The 13,944-nt window shown below is 66.3% G+C and carries 12 protein-coding genes; 5 read left to right on the top strand and 7 right to left on the bottom strand.

The genetic code is table 11. The features are described 5' to 3' along the window. Positions 1–57: 57 nt before the first annotated feature. Entirely contained in the window at positions 58–513 is a 456-nt protein-coding gene (locus CW305_RS20505; RefSeq protein ID WP_044313907.1) for a metallophosphoesterase family protein, read from the top strand. Here the strand turns inward: CW305_RS20505 and CW305_RS20500 are convergent. Together CW305_RS20500 and CW305_RS20495 are read right to left on the bottom strand one after the other, a co-directional pair. After that, entirely contained in the window at positions 506–1,153 is a 648-nt protein-coding gene (locus tag CW305_RS20500) for a YitT family protein (protein ID WP_014818699.1), read from the bottom strand. The two genes, CW305_RS20505 and CW305_RS20500, sit on opposite strands and share 8 nt — an antisense overlap. A gap of 87 nt (positions 1,154–1,240) precedes the next feature. After that, positions 1,241–1,759 carry a dihydrofolate reductase gene (locus tag CW305_RS20495; RefSeq protein ID WP_104098817.1) on the bottom strand — a complete coding sequence of 173 codons (519 nt, stop codon included), beginning with the start codon at positions 1,757–1,759 and terminating at the stop codon, positions 1,241–1,243. A 184-nt stretch (positions 1,760–1,943) separates the two neighbouring features. Between CW305_RS20495 and CW305_RS20490 the strand changes: the two genes are divergently transcribed. The 3 genes from CW305_RS20490 to CW305_RS20480 all read left to right on the top strand — a co-directional run bounded on the left by CW305_RS20490 (position 1,944) and on the right by CW305_RS20480 (position 5,912). Further along, positions 1,944–3,059 carry a glycerophosphodiester phosphodiesterase gene (locus CW305_RS20490; RefSeq protein ID WP_104098816.1) on the top strand — a complete coding sequence of 372 codons (1,116 nt, stop codon included), beginning with the start codon at positions 1,944–1,946 and terminating at the stop codon, positions 3,057–3,059. Positions 3,060–3,151: 92 nt separating this feature from the next. Continuing rightward, positions 3,152–4,546 (top strand): DUF2868 domain-containing protein, encoded by a 1,395-nt coding sequence (locus tag CW305_RS20485; protein WP_104098815.1) that lies wholly within the window; start codon positions 3,152–3,154, stop codon positions 4,544–4,546. Further along, positions 4,539–5,912: a DUF3482 domain-containing protein gene (locus tag CW305_RS20480; RefSeq protein WP_104098814.1), complete on the top strand. Its 1,374-nt coding sequence runs from the start codon at positions 4,539–4,541 to the stop codon at positions 5,910–5,912. The genes CW305_RS20485 and CW305_RS20480 overlap by 8 nt, the downstream gene beginning before the upstream one ends. A 30-nt stretch (positions 5,913–5,942) precedes the next feature. Here the strand turns inward: CW305_RS20480 and CW305_RS20475 are convergent, their stop codons facing one another. Further along, positions 5,943–6,860, bottom strand: coding sequence for a DMT family transporter (locus CW305_RS20475; RefSeq protein WP_104098813.1), 918 nt, complete (start codon positions 6,858–6,860; stop codon positions 5,943–5,945). A gap of 88 nt (positions 6,861–6,948) precedes the next feature. Here CW305_RS20475 and CW305_RS20470 point away from each other — a divergent pair, with 88 nt between their 5' ends. Continuing rightward, positions 6,949–7,863 carry a LysR family transcriptional regulator gene (locus CW305_RS20470; protein WP_104098812.1) on the top strand — a complete coding sequence of 305 codons (915 nt, stop codon included), beginning with the start codon at positions 6,949–6,951 and terminating at the stop codon, positions 7,861–7,863. A gap of 118 nt (positions 7,864–7,981) precedes the next feature. Here the strand turns inward: CW305_RS20470 and phoU are convergent, their stop codons facing one another. From phoU to CW305_RS20450, 4 genes are all read right to left on the bottom strand, one after another. Beyond that, positions 7,982–8,710: a phosphate signaling complex protein PhoU gene (gene phoU / locus CW305_RS20465; RefSeq protein ID WP_003303228.1), complete on the bottom strand. Its 729-nt coding sequence runs from the start codon at positions 8,708–8,710 to the stop codon at positions 7,982–7,984. Between the two features lie 185 nt (positions 8,711–8,895). Further along, positions 8,896–9,723: a phosphate ABC transporter ATP-binding protein PstB gene (gene pstB, locus CW305_RS20460; RefSeq protein WP_104098811.1), complete on the bottom strand. Its 828-nt coding sequence runs from the start codon at positions 9,721–9,723 to the stop codon at positions 8,896–8,898. Between the two features lie 102 nt (positions 9,724–9,825). Then, complete coding sequence (gene pstA, locus CW305_RS20455) at positions 9,826–11,496, bottom strand: phosphate ABC transporter permease PstA (protein ID WP_104098810.1); 1,671 nt, start codon at positions 11,494–11,496, stop codon at positions 9,826–9,828. Positions 11,497–11,523: 27 nt separating this feature from the next. Then, positions 11,524–13,800, bottom strand: a complete 2,277-nt coding sequence (locus tag CW305_RS20450) for an ABC transporter permease subunit (RefSeq protein WP_014818691.1) — start codon at positions 13,798–13,800, stop codon at positions 11,524–11,526. Positions 13,801–13,944: the final 144 nt, after the last annotated feature.

Genomic DNA, 13,944 nt, shown 5'->3' with positions numbered 1-13,944 from the left:
CACAGCGGCCGGCCAAGGGTCGGATGTCCTAACGATGTCTTTTCAAGGAAAACCGGTATGCGCATCGGCCTGATCTCCGACACCCACGGCCTGCTCCGCCCTGAGGCGTTGGCGGCGCTGCAGGGTTGCGCGCAGATCATTCACGCCGGCGATATCGGCAAACCGCAGGTGCTCGACGGGCTGCGCGCCATCGCGCCGCTGGAGGCGATTCGCGGCAATATCGATACGGCTGACTGGGCGCTAGAGCTGCCCGAGCGACTGGATCTGCGCATCGGCGGTCTCACCCTGCACGTGCTGCACGACCTCAAGCAGCTGGATATCGATCCGCTCGCCGCCGGCATCGACGTGGTGATCGCCGGCCACTCGCACAAACCGAAGGTCGAGCGGCGCGACGGCGTGCTCTACATCAACCCGGGCAGCGCCGGTCCGCGACGCTTCAGCCTGCCGATCAGCCTGGCGCTGCTGGAGTTGAACGACGGTGATGCACAGGTCGAGCTGATCAGCCTCAGCTGACGCCCATGTAGCGATCGGCGCGGTGATTGATCGCCAGCACCAGATTCAGCGCCACGGCGCCGAGTACCGACAGCAGCACCTTGTCCGCCGGCACGACGAACACCGCGGCCATGACGATCAGCGCGTCGATACCCATCTGGAAGGTGCCGGCGCGCAGGCCGAAACGCTCCTGCAGGAACAGCGCGAGGATGTTCACCCCACCAAGACTGGCGCGATGGCGGAACAGGATCAGCAGGCCGATGCCGATGGCGAACCCGCCAAACACAGCGGCGTAGACCACATTCAGCTCGGCGAAGCGCACCCATTGCGGGGTCAGTTCGGCGAACAGCGAGACCAGCCCCACCGCACAGACGGTGCGCAGGGTGAACTGCCAGCCCATGCGCCAGATCGCCAGCGCGTAGAACGGCAGGTTGAGCAGGAAGAACACTGGGCCGAAGGACCAGCCGGCCAGGTACTTGAGCAGGAACGCCAGCCCAACGGTGCCGCCGGTGAGCAGCCCGGCATGGCTGTAGAAGGCAATGCCAAGGGCGACCAGCGCGGTGCCGGTGAGCAGCGCCAGACCATCCTCCCACAGCGGGTGGCGGACGAAGATCGCGGCAACGCGCTCGGCTTCCGGGGCGTCGGATTTGTCAGGTTGCATGAGATTTCTCGTTACGACAGCGACGGGCCAGCATAGAAGCTGCGGCCCGCGAAAGATTTGGCGCCGATCAAGCGAAGAGGGTGCCGGTCAGCTCTGTTTTTGCCAGGTTTCGAAACGGTAGCCTGGTGCCTCGCCCTCAGCCGGATGTGGCCGGCTTTCGACGCACTGCCACTCAGCTTCGTCGAATTCTGGAAAGAACGCATCGCCTTCGGGAGCCGCATCGATACGCGTGAGGTACAGCCGCTGCGCCTGCCCCAGCGCCTGGGCGTACAGCTGCGCACCGCCGATCAGCATCAGCTCGTCGACGCCCTGCTCACGCGCCCACTGCTCGGCACGCACCAGCGCGGCATCCAGGTCGGTGAAGGTTTCCGCGCCGTCGAGCTGCAGATCCGCCTGGCGACTGACCACCAGGTTGAGCCGCCCCGGCAGCGGACGGCCGAGCGAATCCCAGGTCTTGCGGCCCATGATGATCGGTTTGCCGAGGGTCATGGCCTTGAAATGCTTGAGATCGGCGGGCAGGTGCCAGGGCATGATGTTGTCACGCCCGATCACGTGCCGCTCAGCGAGAGCAGCGATCATGGCGAGGGGAAGGCGGGTCTGATTCATGGCGGCGAGAATATCAGAGGGCCGTGTCTTACTGCAGCGCTGTTGGCCACATTGAGTCGAACAGAAATCGCAGCGTCAGCCGTTCGTCGGCTTCATCGCTTTGCAATACAAGCGGCACCGCAGCGTCAAAGTCCGGTCATGCAAGTGCCTCAGGCTGTGACATCCAAACCGAGGAGATGCCGAAATGGCCCGCAAGACCACCGCTTCCCTTCGCCGCTGGCTGACCGCCTGCAGCCTGTTGCTACCGCTCACCGGCTTCGCTGCGCCGGATGAACACGCCGCGAAACACCAGGTTGCGCGGGGCGAGCCGACGCCGCTGGTGATCGCCCACCGCGGCGCCAGCGGCTACCTGCCGGAGCACACCCTGGCCGCCTATGCGCTGGCCGTTTTCCAGGGCGCCGACTACATCGAGCCGGATCTGGTGATGACCCGCGACGGACAGATCGTCGCCCGTCACGACAACGAGCTGGGCCTGACCACCGACGTCTCGCAGCGCCCCGAGTTTGCCGATCGCAAGCGCACCCAGCAGGTCGATGGCGTCACCCTTACCGGCTGGTTCAGCGAAGACTTCACCCTCGCCGAACTGAAGACCCTGCGCGCCATCGAGCGTATCCCGGATACCCGCCCGGGCAACGCGCGCCTCGACGGCAGCCTGGAGATCCCGACCCTGCAGGAAATCATCGACCTAGTGAAAACCCTGCAGCTGAGCCAGGGCCGGCGCATCGGCCTGTACCCGGAAACCAAGCACCCGACGCACTTCCAGCAGCTTGGCCTGGCCATGGAAAAGCCACTGGTGCGCATCCTTACGCGCAACGGCTACGTCGGGCGGCAGGCGCCGGTGTATATCCAGTCGTTCGAAGTGGACAACCTCAAGACCCTCAGCCGCCTGACCCAGCTGCGCCTGGTGCAGCTGTTCAGCTCCGGCCAGCCGTATGACCAGCAGGTGCGCGGCAGCAAGCTGACCTATGCGCAGATGGCGACGTCGGCCGGGCTCAAGGATATCTCCCGCTACGCCGCCGGCGTCGGTCCGGAGAAGAGCTACATCATCCCGCGTGATGCCAACGGCAACCTCGGCACGCCGACCGGCTTCGTCGCCGCCGCCCACGCCGCCGGCCTCAAGGTCCACCCGTACACCTTCCGCGCGGAAAACACCTTCCTCCCGGCCAACCTGCGCAGCAGCGACAAGCGCCACGAACGCGGCGACAGTGAAACGGAGATTCGCACCTTCCTCGACGCCGGTATCGATGGCCTATTCATCGACCAGCCCGACATCGCCGTGCGCCTGCGCAACGCCGACTGACGGCCACAGCGGGGAGCCGCAACGGCTCCCCGTTTTCCCGTTCCCCACGGCAGCGGTTATCCTCAAGGCACGACCCGCCAGCGAGATGCCGTGTGATAGCCCGCCCCACCCCTGATCTCGATACGCTCGACCGCCTCTGGCTGACCGAAGCCGTGCGCCTGCGCGAAGAGCATGCCGGGCCGCTGGAGGATGACGAAGCCAACCGCCAGGCCCGCGCCCAAGGCGGCGACCTGCCGGCCCTGATCGAACAGCGCGCGCTCTGGCTGGCCCGCCGTGATGGCTTGGTCGAAGCGCTCCTGCACTGGCGTCAGGGCGCACGGCTGGGTGGGTTCGTGCTGGCACTGCTCGCGGTCTTCACCGGCGCCGGCCTGGCCTTCGCTGCACTGGGCGACGGGCAGCGACCGGTCAATGTGTTCTGGGCGCTGGGCAGCCTGCTCGGGCTGAATCTGCTGACCCTGCTTGGCTGGCTGCTCGGCCTGCTCTTCGCTGGCGACAGCGGCGGTGCGCTGGGGCGGCTGTGGCTCTGGCAGAGCGAAAAGCTCGCCCGCGACGCCCGCGCCGCGCAACTGGCACCAGCGCTGCTGAGCGTATTGCACCAGCGCCGACTAGGTCGCTGGCTGCTGGGCGTCGGCGTGCATGGCCTGTGGCTGCTGGCGATGGGCAGCTCGATGCTGACATTACTGGCGCTACTGGCTACGCGGCGCTATGGCTTCGTCTGGGAGACCACCATTCTCGGTGAAAGCGCCTTCGTCGGCCTGACCCAGGCCCTCGGCGCGCTGCCGGCACTGCTCGGCTTCAGCGTGCCGGATGCCGGGCAGATCCGCGCCAGCGGCACGCTCGGCGGTGATCTGGAAGGTGCCCGCCAGCTCTGGGCCGGCTGGCTGGTCGGCGTGCTGCTGATCTATGGGCTGCTGCCGCGGCTGCTGCTGGCGGGGTTCAGCCTGTGGCGCTGGCGCCGCGGTCGTGCCGCGTTGAAGCTCGACCTGAGCCTGCCGGCCTATCGCCTGCTGCGCGAACGCCTGCAGCCGCCCAGCGAGCGACTCGGTATCAGTGATGCAGCACCCGCCCAACTGCACGCTCCCAGCGCCGGCGCCCAGCTTGATGGCAGTGCCGGCGCCGTGCTGGTGGCCATCGAGCTGGACGGCAGTCGCCCCTGGCCACCGGCTCTATCCAAGGGCATCGCCGATGCCGGCATCCTCGACGATCGCGAGGGGCGCCGGCGGCTACTCGATCAGCTCAGCCGTTTTCCACCGGCACGCCTGGCCATCGCCTGCGACCCCCGACGCTCGCCGGATCGCGGCACGCTGGCGCTGATCGGCGAACTGTCGCGCTGTGCCGCGGCGACACGGGTCTGGCTGCTGCAGGCACCGCCGGGCGAGGCGCTGGACAGTGCGCGTCTGAATGACTGGCACCAGGCGCTGGACGCCCTGGGCCTGCCCCATTCCAATACGACGCCGCTCGGCTGGCTGGAGAGCGGACATGACTGAAGCCCTGAAGCTCGCCGTGGTCGGCCATACCAATGTCGGCAAGACCTCGCTGCTGCGCACCCTGACCCGTGATGCAGGCTTCGGCGAGGTTTCGCACCGTCCCAGCACCACCCGCCATGTCGAAGGCGCACGGCTGTCGGTGGACGGCGAGGCGCTGCTGGAGTTGTACGACACCCCCGGCCTGGAAGATGCCATCGCCCTGCTCGATTACCTGGAACGCGTGGAGCGCCCCGGCGAACGCCTCGACGGCCCGGCGCGAACCGCACGCTTTCTCGACGGCAGCGAGGCGCGCCAGCGCTTCGAGCAGGAAGCCAAGGTGCTGCGCCAGTTGCTCGCCAGCGATGCCGGGCTCTACGTGATTGATGCCCGCGAGCCGGTACTGGCCAAGTACAAGGACGAGCTGGCGGTACTCGCCGGCTGCGGCAAGCCGCTGCTGCCGGTGCTCAACTTCGTCGCCCAGCCCGGCCATCGCGAGGAGGAATGGCGTCAGGCGCTGGCCCGTCTCGGCCTGCATGCACTGGTGCGCTTCGACAGCGTGGCGCCCCCCGTGGACGGCGAGCGCCGGCTGTACGAAAGCCTGGCGCTGCTGCTGGAACAGGCGCGGCCCAAGCTGCAGCGGCTGATCGAGGACCATGAAGCACAGGCCGCGGCGCGCCTGGTCAGCGGCCAGCGGCTGATCGCCGAGCTACTGGTAGACGTCGCCGCCTGCCGACGCAGCGTGGCCGCACAGCCGGAACTGGAGCGCGGCGCCATTCGTGAACTGCACGACGCCGTGCGCGGCCGCGAGCAGCGCTGCGTCGAGGCCCTGCTGCGCCTGTACGCCTTCCGCAAGGAGCAGGCGGCGGCAAGCGACCTGCCACTGCTCGACGGCCGCTGGGGCGACGACGTGTTCAATCCGGAAACACTCAAGCAGCTGGGCGTGAAGATCGGCAGTGGTATGGCCGCAGGCGCGGCCGCCGGTGCTGGGGTCGACCTGATGGTCGGCGGCATCACCCTCGGCGCGGCGGCACTGCTCGGCGCCCTTGCCGGCGGCGGCGCGCAGACCGCGCGGCACTATGGCAATCGCCTGCTGGGCAAACTAAAGGGCCAGCGTGAACTGAGCGTCGATGACGCCGTGCTGCGCCTGCTCGCCCTGCGCCAACGCCAGCTGCTCGCCGTGCTCGCCACCCGAGGGCACGCTGCCACGGAAGCGATCCGCCTGGCCACACCGCAGGATCAGGGCTGGCGCGAGGGCAAGCTACCCGATGCGCTGCAGCGCTGCCGCGCGCATCCCGAGTGGTCTTCTCTCAACCCCGGCGCCCGCCTGCAGGACGGCGAGCGCCAGGCGGCGCTGGATGAGCTGCAGGCCGAACTACGGCAGAGCTGACCGGTCTGCAAGCCCCGCCGTGCGTACGCGCTAGGCACGGGCACGGATCGGTGCACCATCGCCGGCCGTGCTCGGCGCCGGCTGGCGGCCGATGCTCAAGGTGCACAGCGTTGCCAGCATGATCAGCGACCCACCCGCCCAGCCCATCGGCCCCAGCCGCTCACCCAGCCAGAGGCCGGCGATGATCGCGCCGAACAGCGGTTCGGAGCCCATCAGCAGCGACACCCGCGTTGCACTGCTGCGCCCCAGCGCGCGGTTCTGCGCGTACATGGCGAACAGCGTGGCGAACAGCACCAGATACAGCGCCGCGAACCAGAACGCCGGCTCCCCTGGCAGCGCAGGCAGCTCGCCAGGCAAAGACAAGCCGAGAAGGATACAGCCGCTCGCAACGACCCCGCTCTGCACCGCAGTCAACGCCAGCGCGGGAATCGCCTGACCGGCCGTCAATTGCCGGGTCAGGCAGACCAGCACCGCGCGCAGCAATGCGGCGGCCAGCATCAGCGCATCGCCGAGATTGAGCGACAGCTGCGGCCCGCCGGTCAGCAGCCAGACGCCCGCCAGCGACAGCGCGCAGGCGAGGAACAGCGTGTTGTGCGGCCGCTGGCGCAGCAGCAGCCATTCCATGAACGGTGTGATCACCACGCACAGGCTGATCAGAAACGCCGCATTGCTGGCGCTGGTCAGCATCACGCCCCAGGTCTCGCAGAGAAAGATCGCCAGCATCACCAGCCCCAACGGCAGACCGGGGCGCAGCGCCCGGCGGCCGACCCCGCGCAGTTGCGGCAGCAACAGGACGAAGGTCAGGCCGAAGCGAATCGCCAAGAAACCCAGCACCGGATAGAACAGCAGCGCCTGCTTGGCCACTGCATAGCTGCTGCCCCAGATCAGCGCCACCATCAGCAGCATGCCATCGGCCAGCCACAGCCCCTGTCTCGACGTGCCTTTCATGTTCGAATCCCCGCACCAATCAGGCGCTGATTGTCGGGCCTGCCGCCACGGTCGATAATCCAGCGAAACAGCACAGGACCTGTTCCGCATGGGAACGAATGACAGCGCAGCTCTGCTGCCCTACATGGCCGTGTTCGTGCGGGTGGTCGAGGCCGGCAGCTTCTCTGGCGCCGCTCGGCGGCTGGGCAGCACACCGTCGGCGGTAAGCCGCCAGGTGGCCCGGCTGGAGCAGGCTCTGGCACTGCGCCTGCTGGAACGCACGACGCGCCAGCTGCGGCTGAACGAGGCCGGGGCGGAGTTCTACCAGCATTGCCGGGACATGCTCGATGCGGCCGACGCCGCCGTCGCCATCGGCGAACGGCTGATGCGCAGCCCGCGCGGGCTGGTGCGCCTGAGCGTGCCCAAGGCCTATGGCAAGTTCGTCGTCGGACCGTTGATGCCGGCCTTTCTGCAGCGCTACCCCGAGGTCGATGTGCAGCTGCGGATCAGCGACCAGAGCCCGGACCTGATCGAGGACGGCTTCGACCTGCTGGTACTGGTCACCGACACCCCACCCGAAGGCCTGGCCGGCAAACCGCTCGGACCGGTACGCCAGCTGCTCTGCGCCAGCCCCGACTACCTGCAACGCCACGGCGAGCCGCAGCATCCGCAGGACCTGCTGCGCCACAGCTGTCTGTATCTGGGGGAAACGGCCGGGGACAATCGCTGGCACCTGCGCCGCGGCGAGCAGCAGGAAACGGTGACGGTGCGTGGCCGCTACATCAGCAACCACAGCGAAGCGCGGCTGCAGGTAGCGCTGGCGGGTCTTGGCATCACCTGCCTGCCGCACTTCACCGCAGCCCAGGCACTGGCCGAGGGACGCTTGCGCGAAGTGCTGCCGCAGTGGCGCTACACCGGTTCATACCAGGGCGCGGCCTGGCTGCTGTGGCGGCAGAATCATCATCTGCCACCGAAGACGCGGGCGCTGATCGATTATCTGAGCGAGGCGCTGATCCGCACCTGAGCGGCATCCGTGCGGGCGAACCGATGCCGGTGGATGGGTCGAGCCTCAACGCCAGCGGCGGCTCTGTCCGCAGATTTTGGCGCCGGGCGGACATCGCTGCCCGCCCCGCGACCGCGAATCAGCGCTCCTTCGAGCCTTCCACTTCCTCGGCCATGCGCGCCAGGCCCAGGTGGCGCACGTCGGTGCCGCGCACCAGGTAGATCACCAGCTCGGCGATGTTGCGTGCGTGGTCGCCGATGCGTTCCAGCGAGCGCAGGGCCCAGATCACGCTGAGCACGCGGGAGATCGAGCGCGGGTCTTCCATCATGTAGGTGACCAGTTCGCGCAGCGCGGTCTTGTATTCGCGGTCGACGGTCTTGTCGTACTGCGCCACCGACAGCGCGAGGTCGGCATCGAAGCGGGCGAAGGCGTCGAGCGCTTCCTGCACCATCTTGCGTACCTGGTCGCCGATGTGGCGCACCTCGACATAGCCCTTGGGCGACTCGCCTTCCTCGCACAGCTGGATGGCGCGGCGGGCGATCTTGGTCGCCTCGTCACCGATGCGCTCGAGGTCGATCACCGACTTGGAAATGCTGATGATCAGACGCAGGTCGGAGGCCGCCGGCTGACGGCGGGCGAGGATGCGCACGCACTCCTCGTCGATGTTGCGCTCCATCTGGTTGATCTGGTCATCGACGTCGCGCACCTGCTGAGCGAGGCCCGAATCGGCCTGGATCAGGGCGGTCACCGCGTCATTGACTTGCTTCTCCACCAGCCCGCCCATGGCCAGCAGGTGGCTGCGCACCTCCTCGAGCTCGGCGTTGAACTGCTGGGAAATGTGTTGGGTGTGGCTGTCTTTACTGATCATTGTTCTCGCTCCGAGGAGACTGCCGCTAGGCGGATCTGGTGCGCAGCGCACCTGGAAAAAATGAGTACCACGCAAACCCGTCTGGGCTTTGGCAGAGTGTGTCAGGCAAGGAGGCGGAACGCAGACAGTACGATTTGTACGGCAAGTTCCGCCGACGCCGCCTGGCGCCCTCTGACATGGCCAGACTAGCCGTAGCGGCCCGTGATGTAGTCTTCCGTCTGCTTCTTGGCCGGGTTGGTGAACAGCGTATCGGTATCGCCGTACTCGATCAGTTTGCCCATGTACATGAACGCCGTGTAGTCGGATACCCGCGCGGCCTGCTGCATGTTGTGGGTGACGATGACGATGGTGTACTTGGTCTTCAGTTCGTAGATCAGTTCTTCGACCTTCAGCGAGGAGATCGGGTCGAGCGCCGAACTCGGCTCGTCGAGCAGCAGTACTTCCGGCTGCACGGCGATGGTGCGGGCGATGACCAGACGCTGCTGCTGACCGCCGGAGAGGCCGAGCGCCGATTCGTGCAGACGGTCCTTCACCTCATCCCACAGCGCAGCGCCCTTGAGCGCCCATTCGACGGTCTCGTCGAGCACGCGCTTCTGCTTGATGCCCTGGATGCGCAGGCCGTAGACCACGTTCTCGTAGATGCTCTTGGGGAACGGGTTGGGCTTCTGGAACACCATGCCAACGCGGCGACGCAGGTCGGCCACGTCTTCGCCCTTGCGGTAGATGTTGGTGCCGTCGAGGTTGATCGCACCCTCGATGCGGCAGCCGTCGACCAGGTCGTTCATGCGGTTGAAGCAACGCAGCAGGGTCGACTTGCCACAGCCGGACGGGCCGATGAAGGCAGTCACGCGCTGCTTGGGGATGTTCATCGCGACGTTGAACAGCGCCTGCTTCTGGCCGTAGTACAGGCTCAGATCGGGCACTTCGATGGCGACCTGCTCGTTGGCCAGGCTCAGGCTGCGCTTGTCGCGGCCGAGGGCCGAGATGTCGATGGAATGCGTGTTGGTTTGCATGTGCTCGCTCCGTTCGCAGCTGCCAGCTGCAAGCTACAGGCTGCAAGCCCAAGTCAGCGCCTCGTTTCTCCCGAGGCCGGTGGCTTGAGCTTGCCGCTTCAATTAATGATCCAGCGCCTTGTACTTCTCGCGCAGGTGGTTGCGGATGTAGATCGCTGTGAAGTTGAGCGCGGCGATCACCAGCACCAGCAGCAGCGCAGTCGCATACACCAGCGGCCGTGCCGCCTCGACGTTGGGGCTCTGGAAGCCGACGTCGTAGATGTGGAAGCCCAGGTGCATGATCTTCTGGTCCAGATGCAGGTAGGGGTAGTTGCCATTGAGCGGCAGGTTCGGTGCCAGCTTGACCACACCGACCAGCATCAGCGGCGCCACTTCACCGGCGGCGCGGGCCACGGCAAGGATCAGGCCGGTCATCATTGCCGGGCTGGCCATTGGCAAAACCACCTTCCACAGCGTCTCCGACTTGGTCGCACCAAGGGCCAGCGAGCCTTCGCGGATCATCCGTGGGATGCGCGCCAGGCCTTCCTCGGTGGCAACGATCACCACCGGCAAAGTGAGGATTGCCAGAGTCAGCGAAGCCCACATCAGGCCCGGCGTGCCGAACACCGGTGCCGGTGCGGCTTCGGGGTAGAACAGCCGGTCCAGCGAGCCGCCCAGGACGTAGACGAAGAAGCCCAGGCCGAACACGCCGTAGACGATCGACGGCACCCCGGCCAGGTTGTTTACCGCGATGCGGATGATCCGGGTGAGCAGGCCCTGCTTGGCGTATTCACGCAGGTATACCGCGGCGATCACGCCGAACGGGGTGACGATCACCGCCATGATCAGGGTCATCAGTACGGTACCGAAGATCGCCGGAAACACGCCGCCCTCGGTGTTCGCCTCGCGCGGCTCGTCGCTGACGAATTCCCACAGCTTGGCGAAGTAGAACATCAGCTTCTGCGGCGTCGACATGGCATTGGGCTGGAACGCCCGCACCACCTTGCCCAGGGTGATCTCCTGCTCGCGGCCGTCGGCCGTGCGCACGGTGATGCTGTCGCGGTTGAACTGCTGCTGCAGGGCGACCAGCTTTTCTTCCAGCACCCGGTACTCGGCATCCCACTGGGCGCGCTCGGCATCCAGCTCGGCCTGGGCAGCCGCGTCCAGGCGATCGTTCAGCTCCAGCTGACGGGTCTTCAGGCGCAGACGCTCGAGGCCGTGGTTGATGCGGCCGATCTCCACCTTTTCGATACGAGATATCTGCGTGTGCAGCTGGTCGACGCGGTCGATGCGTGCCTGCAACTCGTTCCAGGCGCCTTCTCCCTCGGCGACCAGCTGGCCGGCTTCCTTCACGTTGAGCAGGTAGCCATAGAAATTGCCCCACTCACGACGCTCCAGCACCATCAGCTCGGCGGGCGTGTGCTGATTGCTCAGCCACTCTCCAACCACCCAGGAGAAATCCGCGCCGTACACCTCGCGGTTGCCGACCTTGAGCAGCTCGCGAGTCATGAACTCGCCACCTTCGACGTTCACCGGCAGGCCGCTGGCCGCCAGACGCGCGCGTGGCACCTCTTCAGCCTGGACCACCTCACCGGCCAGCACGCGCATCTCGGCGCCCGGCATGCTGTAGTCGGCGACAATCACATCGGCCGGCCAGAAGTGCGCCAGACCGCGCACGGCGATGATCGCCAGCAGCCCCAGAGTCATGATCACGGCGATGGACACCGCGCCGGCGTTCATCCAGATCCAGGGTGTGCCGCTCTTGACCCAGGTGTTCAACGAATCCTTTTTCACGGATCGATACCTTCTGCGAAATCTGGTTTACAGGCTGGCGTACTTTCCACGCAGACGCTGACGAATCAGCTCGGCGAGGGTGTTCATCACAAAGGTGAACATCAGCAGTACCAGCGCGGCGAGGAAGAGCACGCGGTAATGGGTGCCGCCGACCTCGGACTCGGGCATCTCCACGGCGACGTTGGCGGCCAGGGTGCGCATGCCTTCGAAGATGTTGGCTTCCATGATCGGCGTGTTGCCGGTGGCCATCAGCACGATCATGGTTTCGCCCACGGCGCGGCCCATGCCGATCATCAGCGCGGAGAAAATGCCCGGGCTGGCGGTCAGCAGCACCACGCGGGTGAGCGTCTGCCAGGGCGTGGCGCCCAAAGCCAGCGAGCCCAGCGTCAGGCTGCGCGGCACGCTGAACACGGCGTCTTCAGCAATCGAGTAGATGGTCGGGATCACCGCGAAGCCCATCGCCAGGCCGATTACCAGCGCGTTGCGCTGATCGAAAGGAATACCCATGTCGTTGGACAGCCACAGGCGCATGTCACCGCCAAAGAACCAATTCTCCAGATGGCCGCTGATTTCCAGCGAGCCGAAGCCGATCAGCAGGATCACCGGGATCAGCAGCACGGCTTCCCAGCCATCCGGCACCGCGAGACGCACGGCCTGAGGCAGGCGGCTCCAGGTCCAGGCAGCGAAGAGAATGCCGACCGGCATCAGCAACAGCAGGCTGAAGATGCCCGGCAGGTGGTTTTCCAGGAACGGCGCGAGGAACAGGCCGGCGAAGAAGCCAAGGATCACCGTCGGCAACGCTTCCATCAGTTCGATGATCGGCTTGACCTTGCTGCGCAGCCTGGGCGCCATGAAGTACGCGGTGTAGAACGCCGCACAGATCGCCAGCGGGGCCGCCAGCAGCATCGCGTAGAACGCCGCCTTGAGCGTGCCGAAGGCCAGCGGCGCGAGGCTCAGCTTGGGTTCGAAGTCGCCATTGGCCGAGGTCGACTGCCAGACATAGTCCGGCTCCGGATAGCTCTCGTACCAGACCTTGCCCCACAGCGCGCTCCAGGAGATTTCCGGGTGCGGGTTGTCGATCACGAAGCGCTGCAGACCCTGCTCCGACTCCACCAGCAGGCGCGTGGCACGCGGCGACATGGCAGCCAAAGCGGCGCCTTCAGCGACCTGTTCCTTGAGCAAGGTGCGATGCGCGGTGCTGTGGAAAATGCCGATGCTGCCGGCGTCATCCAGCGCGAGGAAGCCCTTGCGGCGCTCCTCCGGCAGGATCTGGCGGATCGGGCTGCTGCCCAGCTTGAAGTTGCGTACGTTCTTCAGCTCCGCCTGGCCGTCGGCGGAGCGCACCATGAACCACTGGCCGATGCCACCCTTGGAGTCGCCGATCATCAGCGATATGCCCGCCAGCAGCGGGCTGATCGTGGTGATCTCGCTGCCGTCACCGACCAGCTTGTAGCGACCATTGAGCTGCTTGCGGCGCAGATCGAAGACATCCGCGCTGGCCTTGCCGCTGATTGCGTAGAGCCACATATGCCGCGGGTCGAGCAGCAGCTGGCGAATCGGCTCGGCCAGTTGCGGCAGATTGAGGCGTTCCTGCTCCAGCGTCACCTCGCCAGTCATCAGGTTTTCGCTGCTGGCGATGCGCTGAGCGTGCAATGCCGTGCCGGTAGCGCCGGCAACGAGCAACGTCTTGCCGTTCAGGCTGATGGCGGCCTGATCGATCGGCCGACCCTCGGGGTCGAGCTGCAGCGGCTCCTCACCGAAGGGATAAGCGAGTTCGGGGGTGATGGTCTTCTTATTGTTTGGGTAGGTGACCTTGTAGTTGTGCTCGAGCACCAGCGCCTGGCCGTTATCCAGGCCCAGCACCAGCCGGCGTGTGCTTGGCGTGTCCTGCCCCACCGAGACGACACGGCTGCCGGCTGGCAGCGGCAACGTCTTGCTCGACAGCAGTGCACCGTCGCTCAGCCCGAAGAAGCGCACCTGCCCGTCGGAACCCAGGCGCATTGCGACCTGGTTCTGCTCCTCCACCGCCAGCAGCAGCGGCTCGCCGGCATCGGCCAACCAGGCCGGTTGCTGCGCCGCGCGGCTTTCCAGCTCGGCGCCCTGGAACATTGGCAGTACGACCTGCGCCAGGTAGAAGAAGATCAGGGTAATGGCGACCAGCACCGCCAGACCGCCGATGGACACGTACCAGCGCGCCAGGTGATCTTTCAGCGCGCGGATGCGGCGCTTGCGTTGCAGCGCCGGCGTGTTGAAGTCCAGCCGTTGCACATCGGAATTCGCGGTCATGTTTTCCATGTCGTTCATGCCAGGGCTCCTGGGCCAGAGCGGCCCTTCGGGGCGCCTAATCTAATGAAGCTGTGTGACAGAAAAATTACAGCCAGGTGACGCGACGAAGCCCGCCAGCGCGTTTCGCGTGGCGGGCATCTGCGCATGACCGGCGCGCTACGT

It is taken from the genome of Stutzerimonas kunmingensis (genome assembly GCF_002929225.1).
Lineage (GTDB): Bacteria > Pseudomonadota > Gammaproteobacteria > Pseudomonadales > Pseudomonadaceae > Stutzerimonas.
Note: the sequence above shows the minus strand (reverse complement) of the source record. Positions and strands in the feature narration are given on the sequence as shown.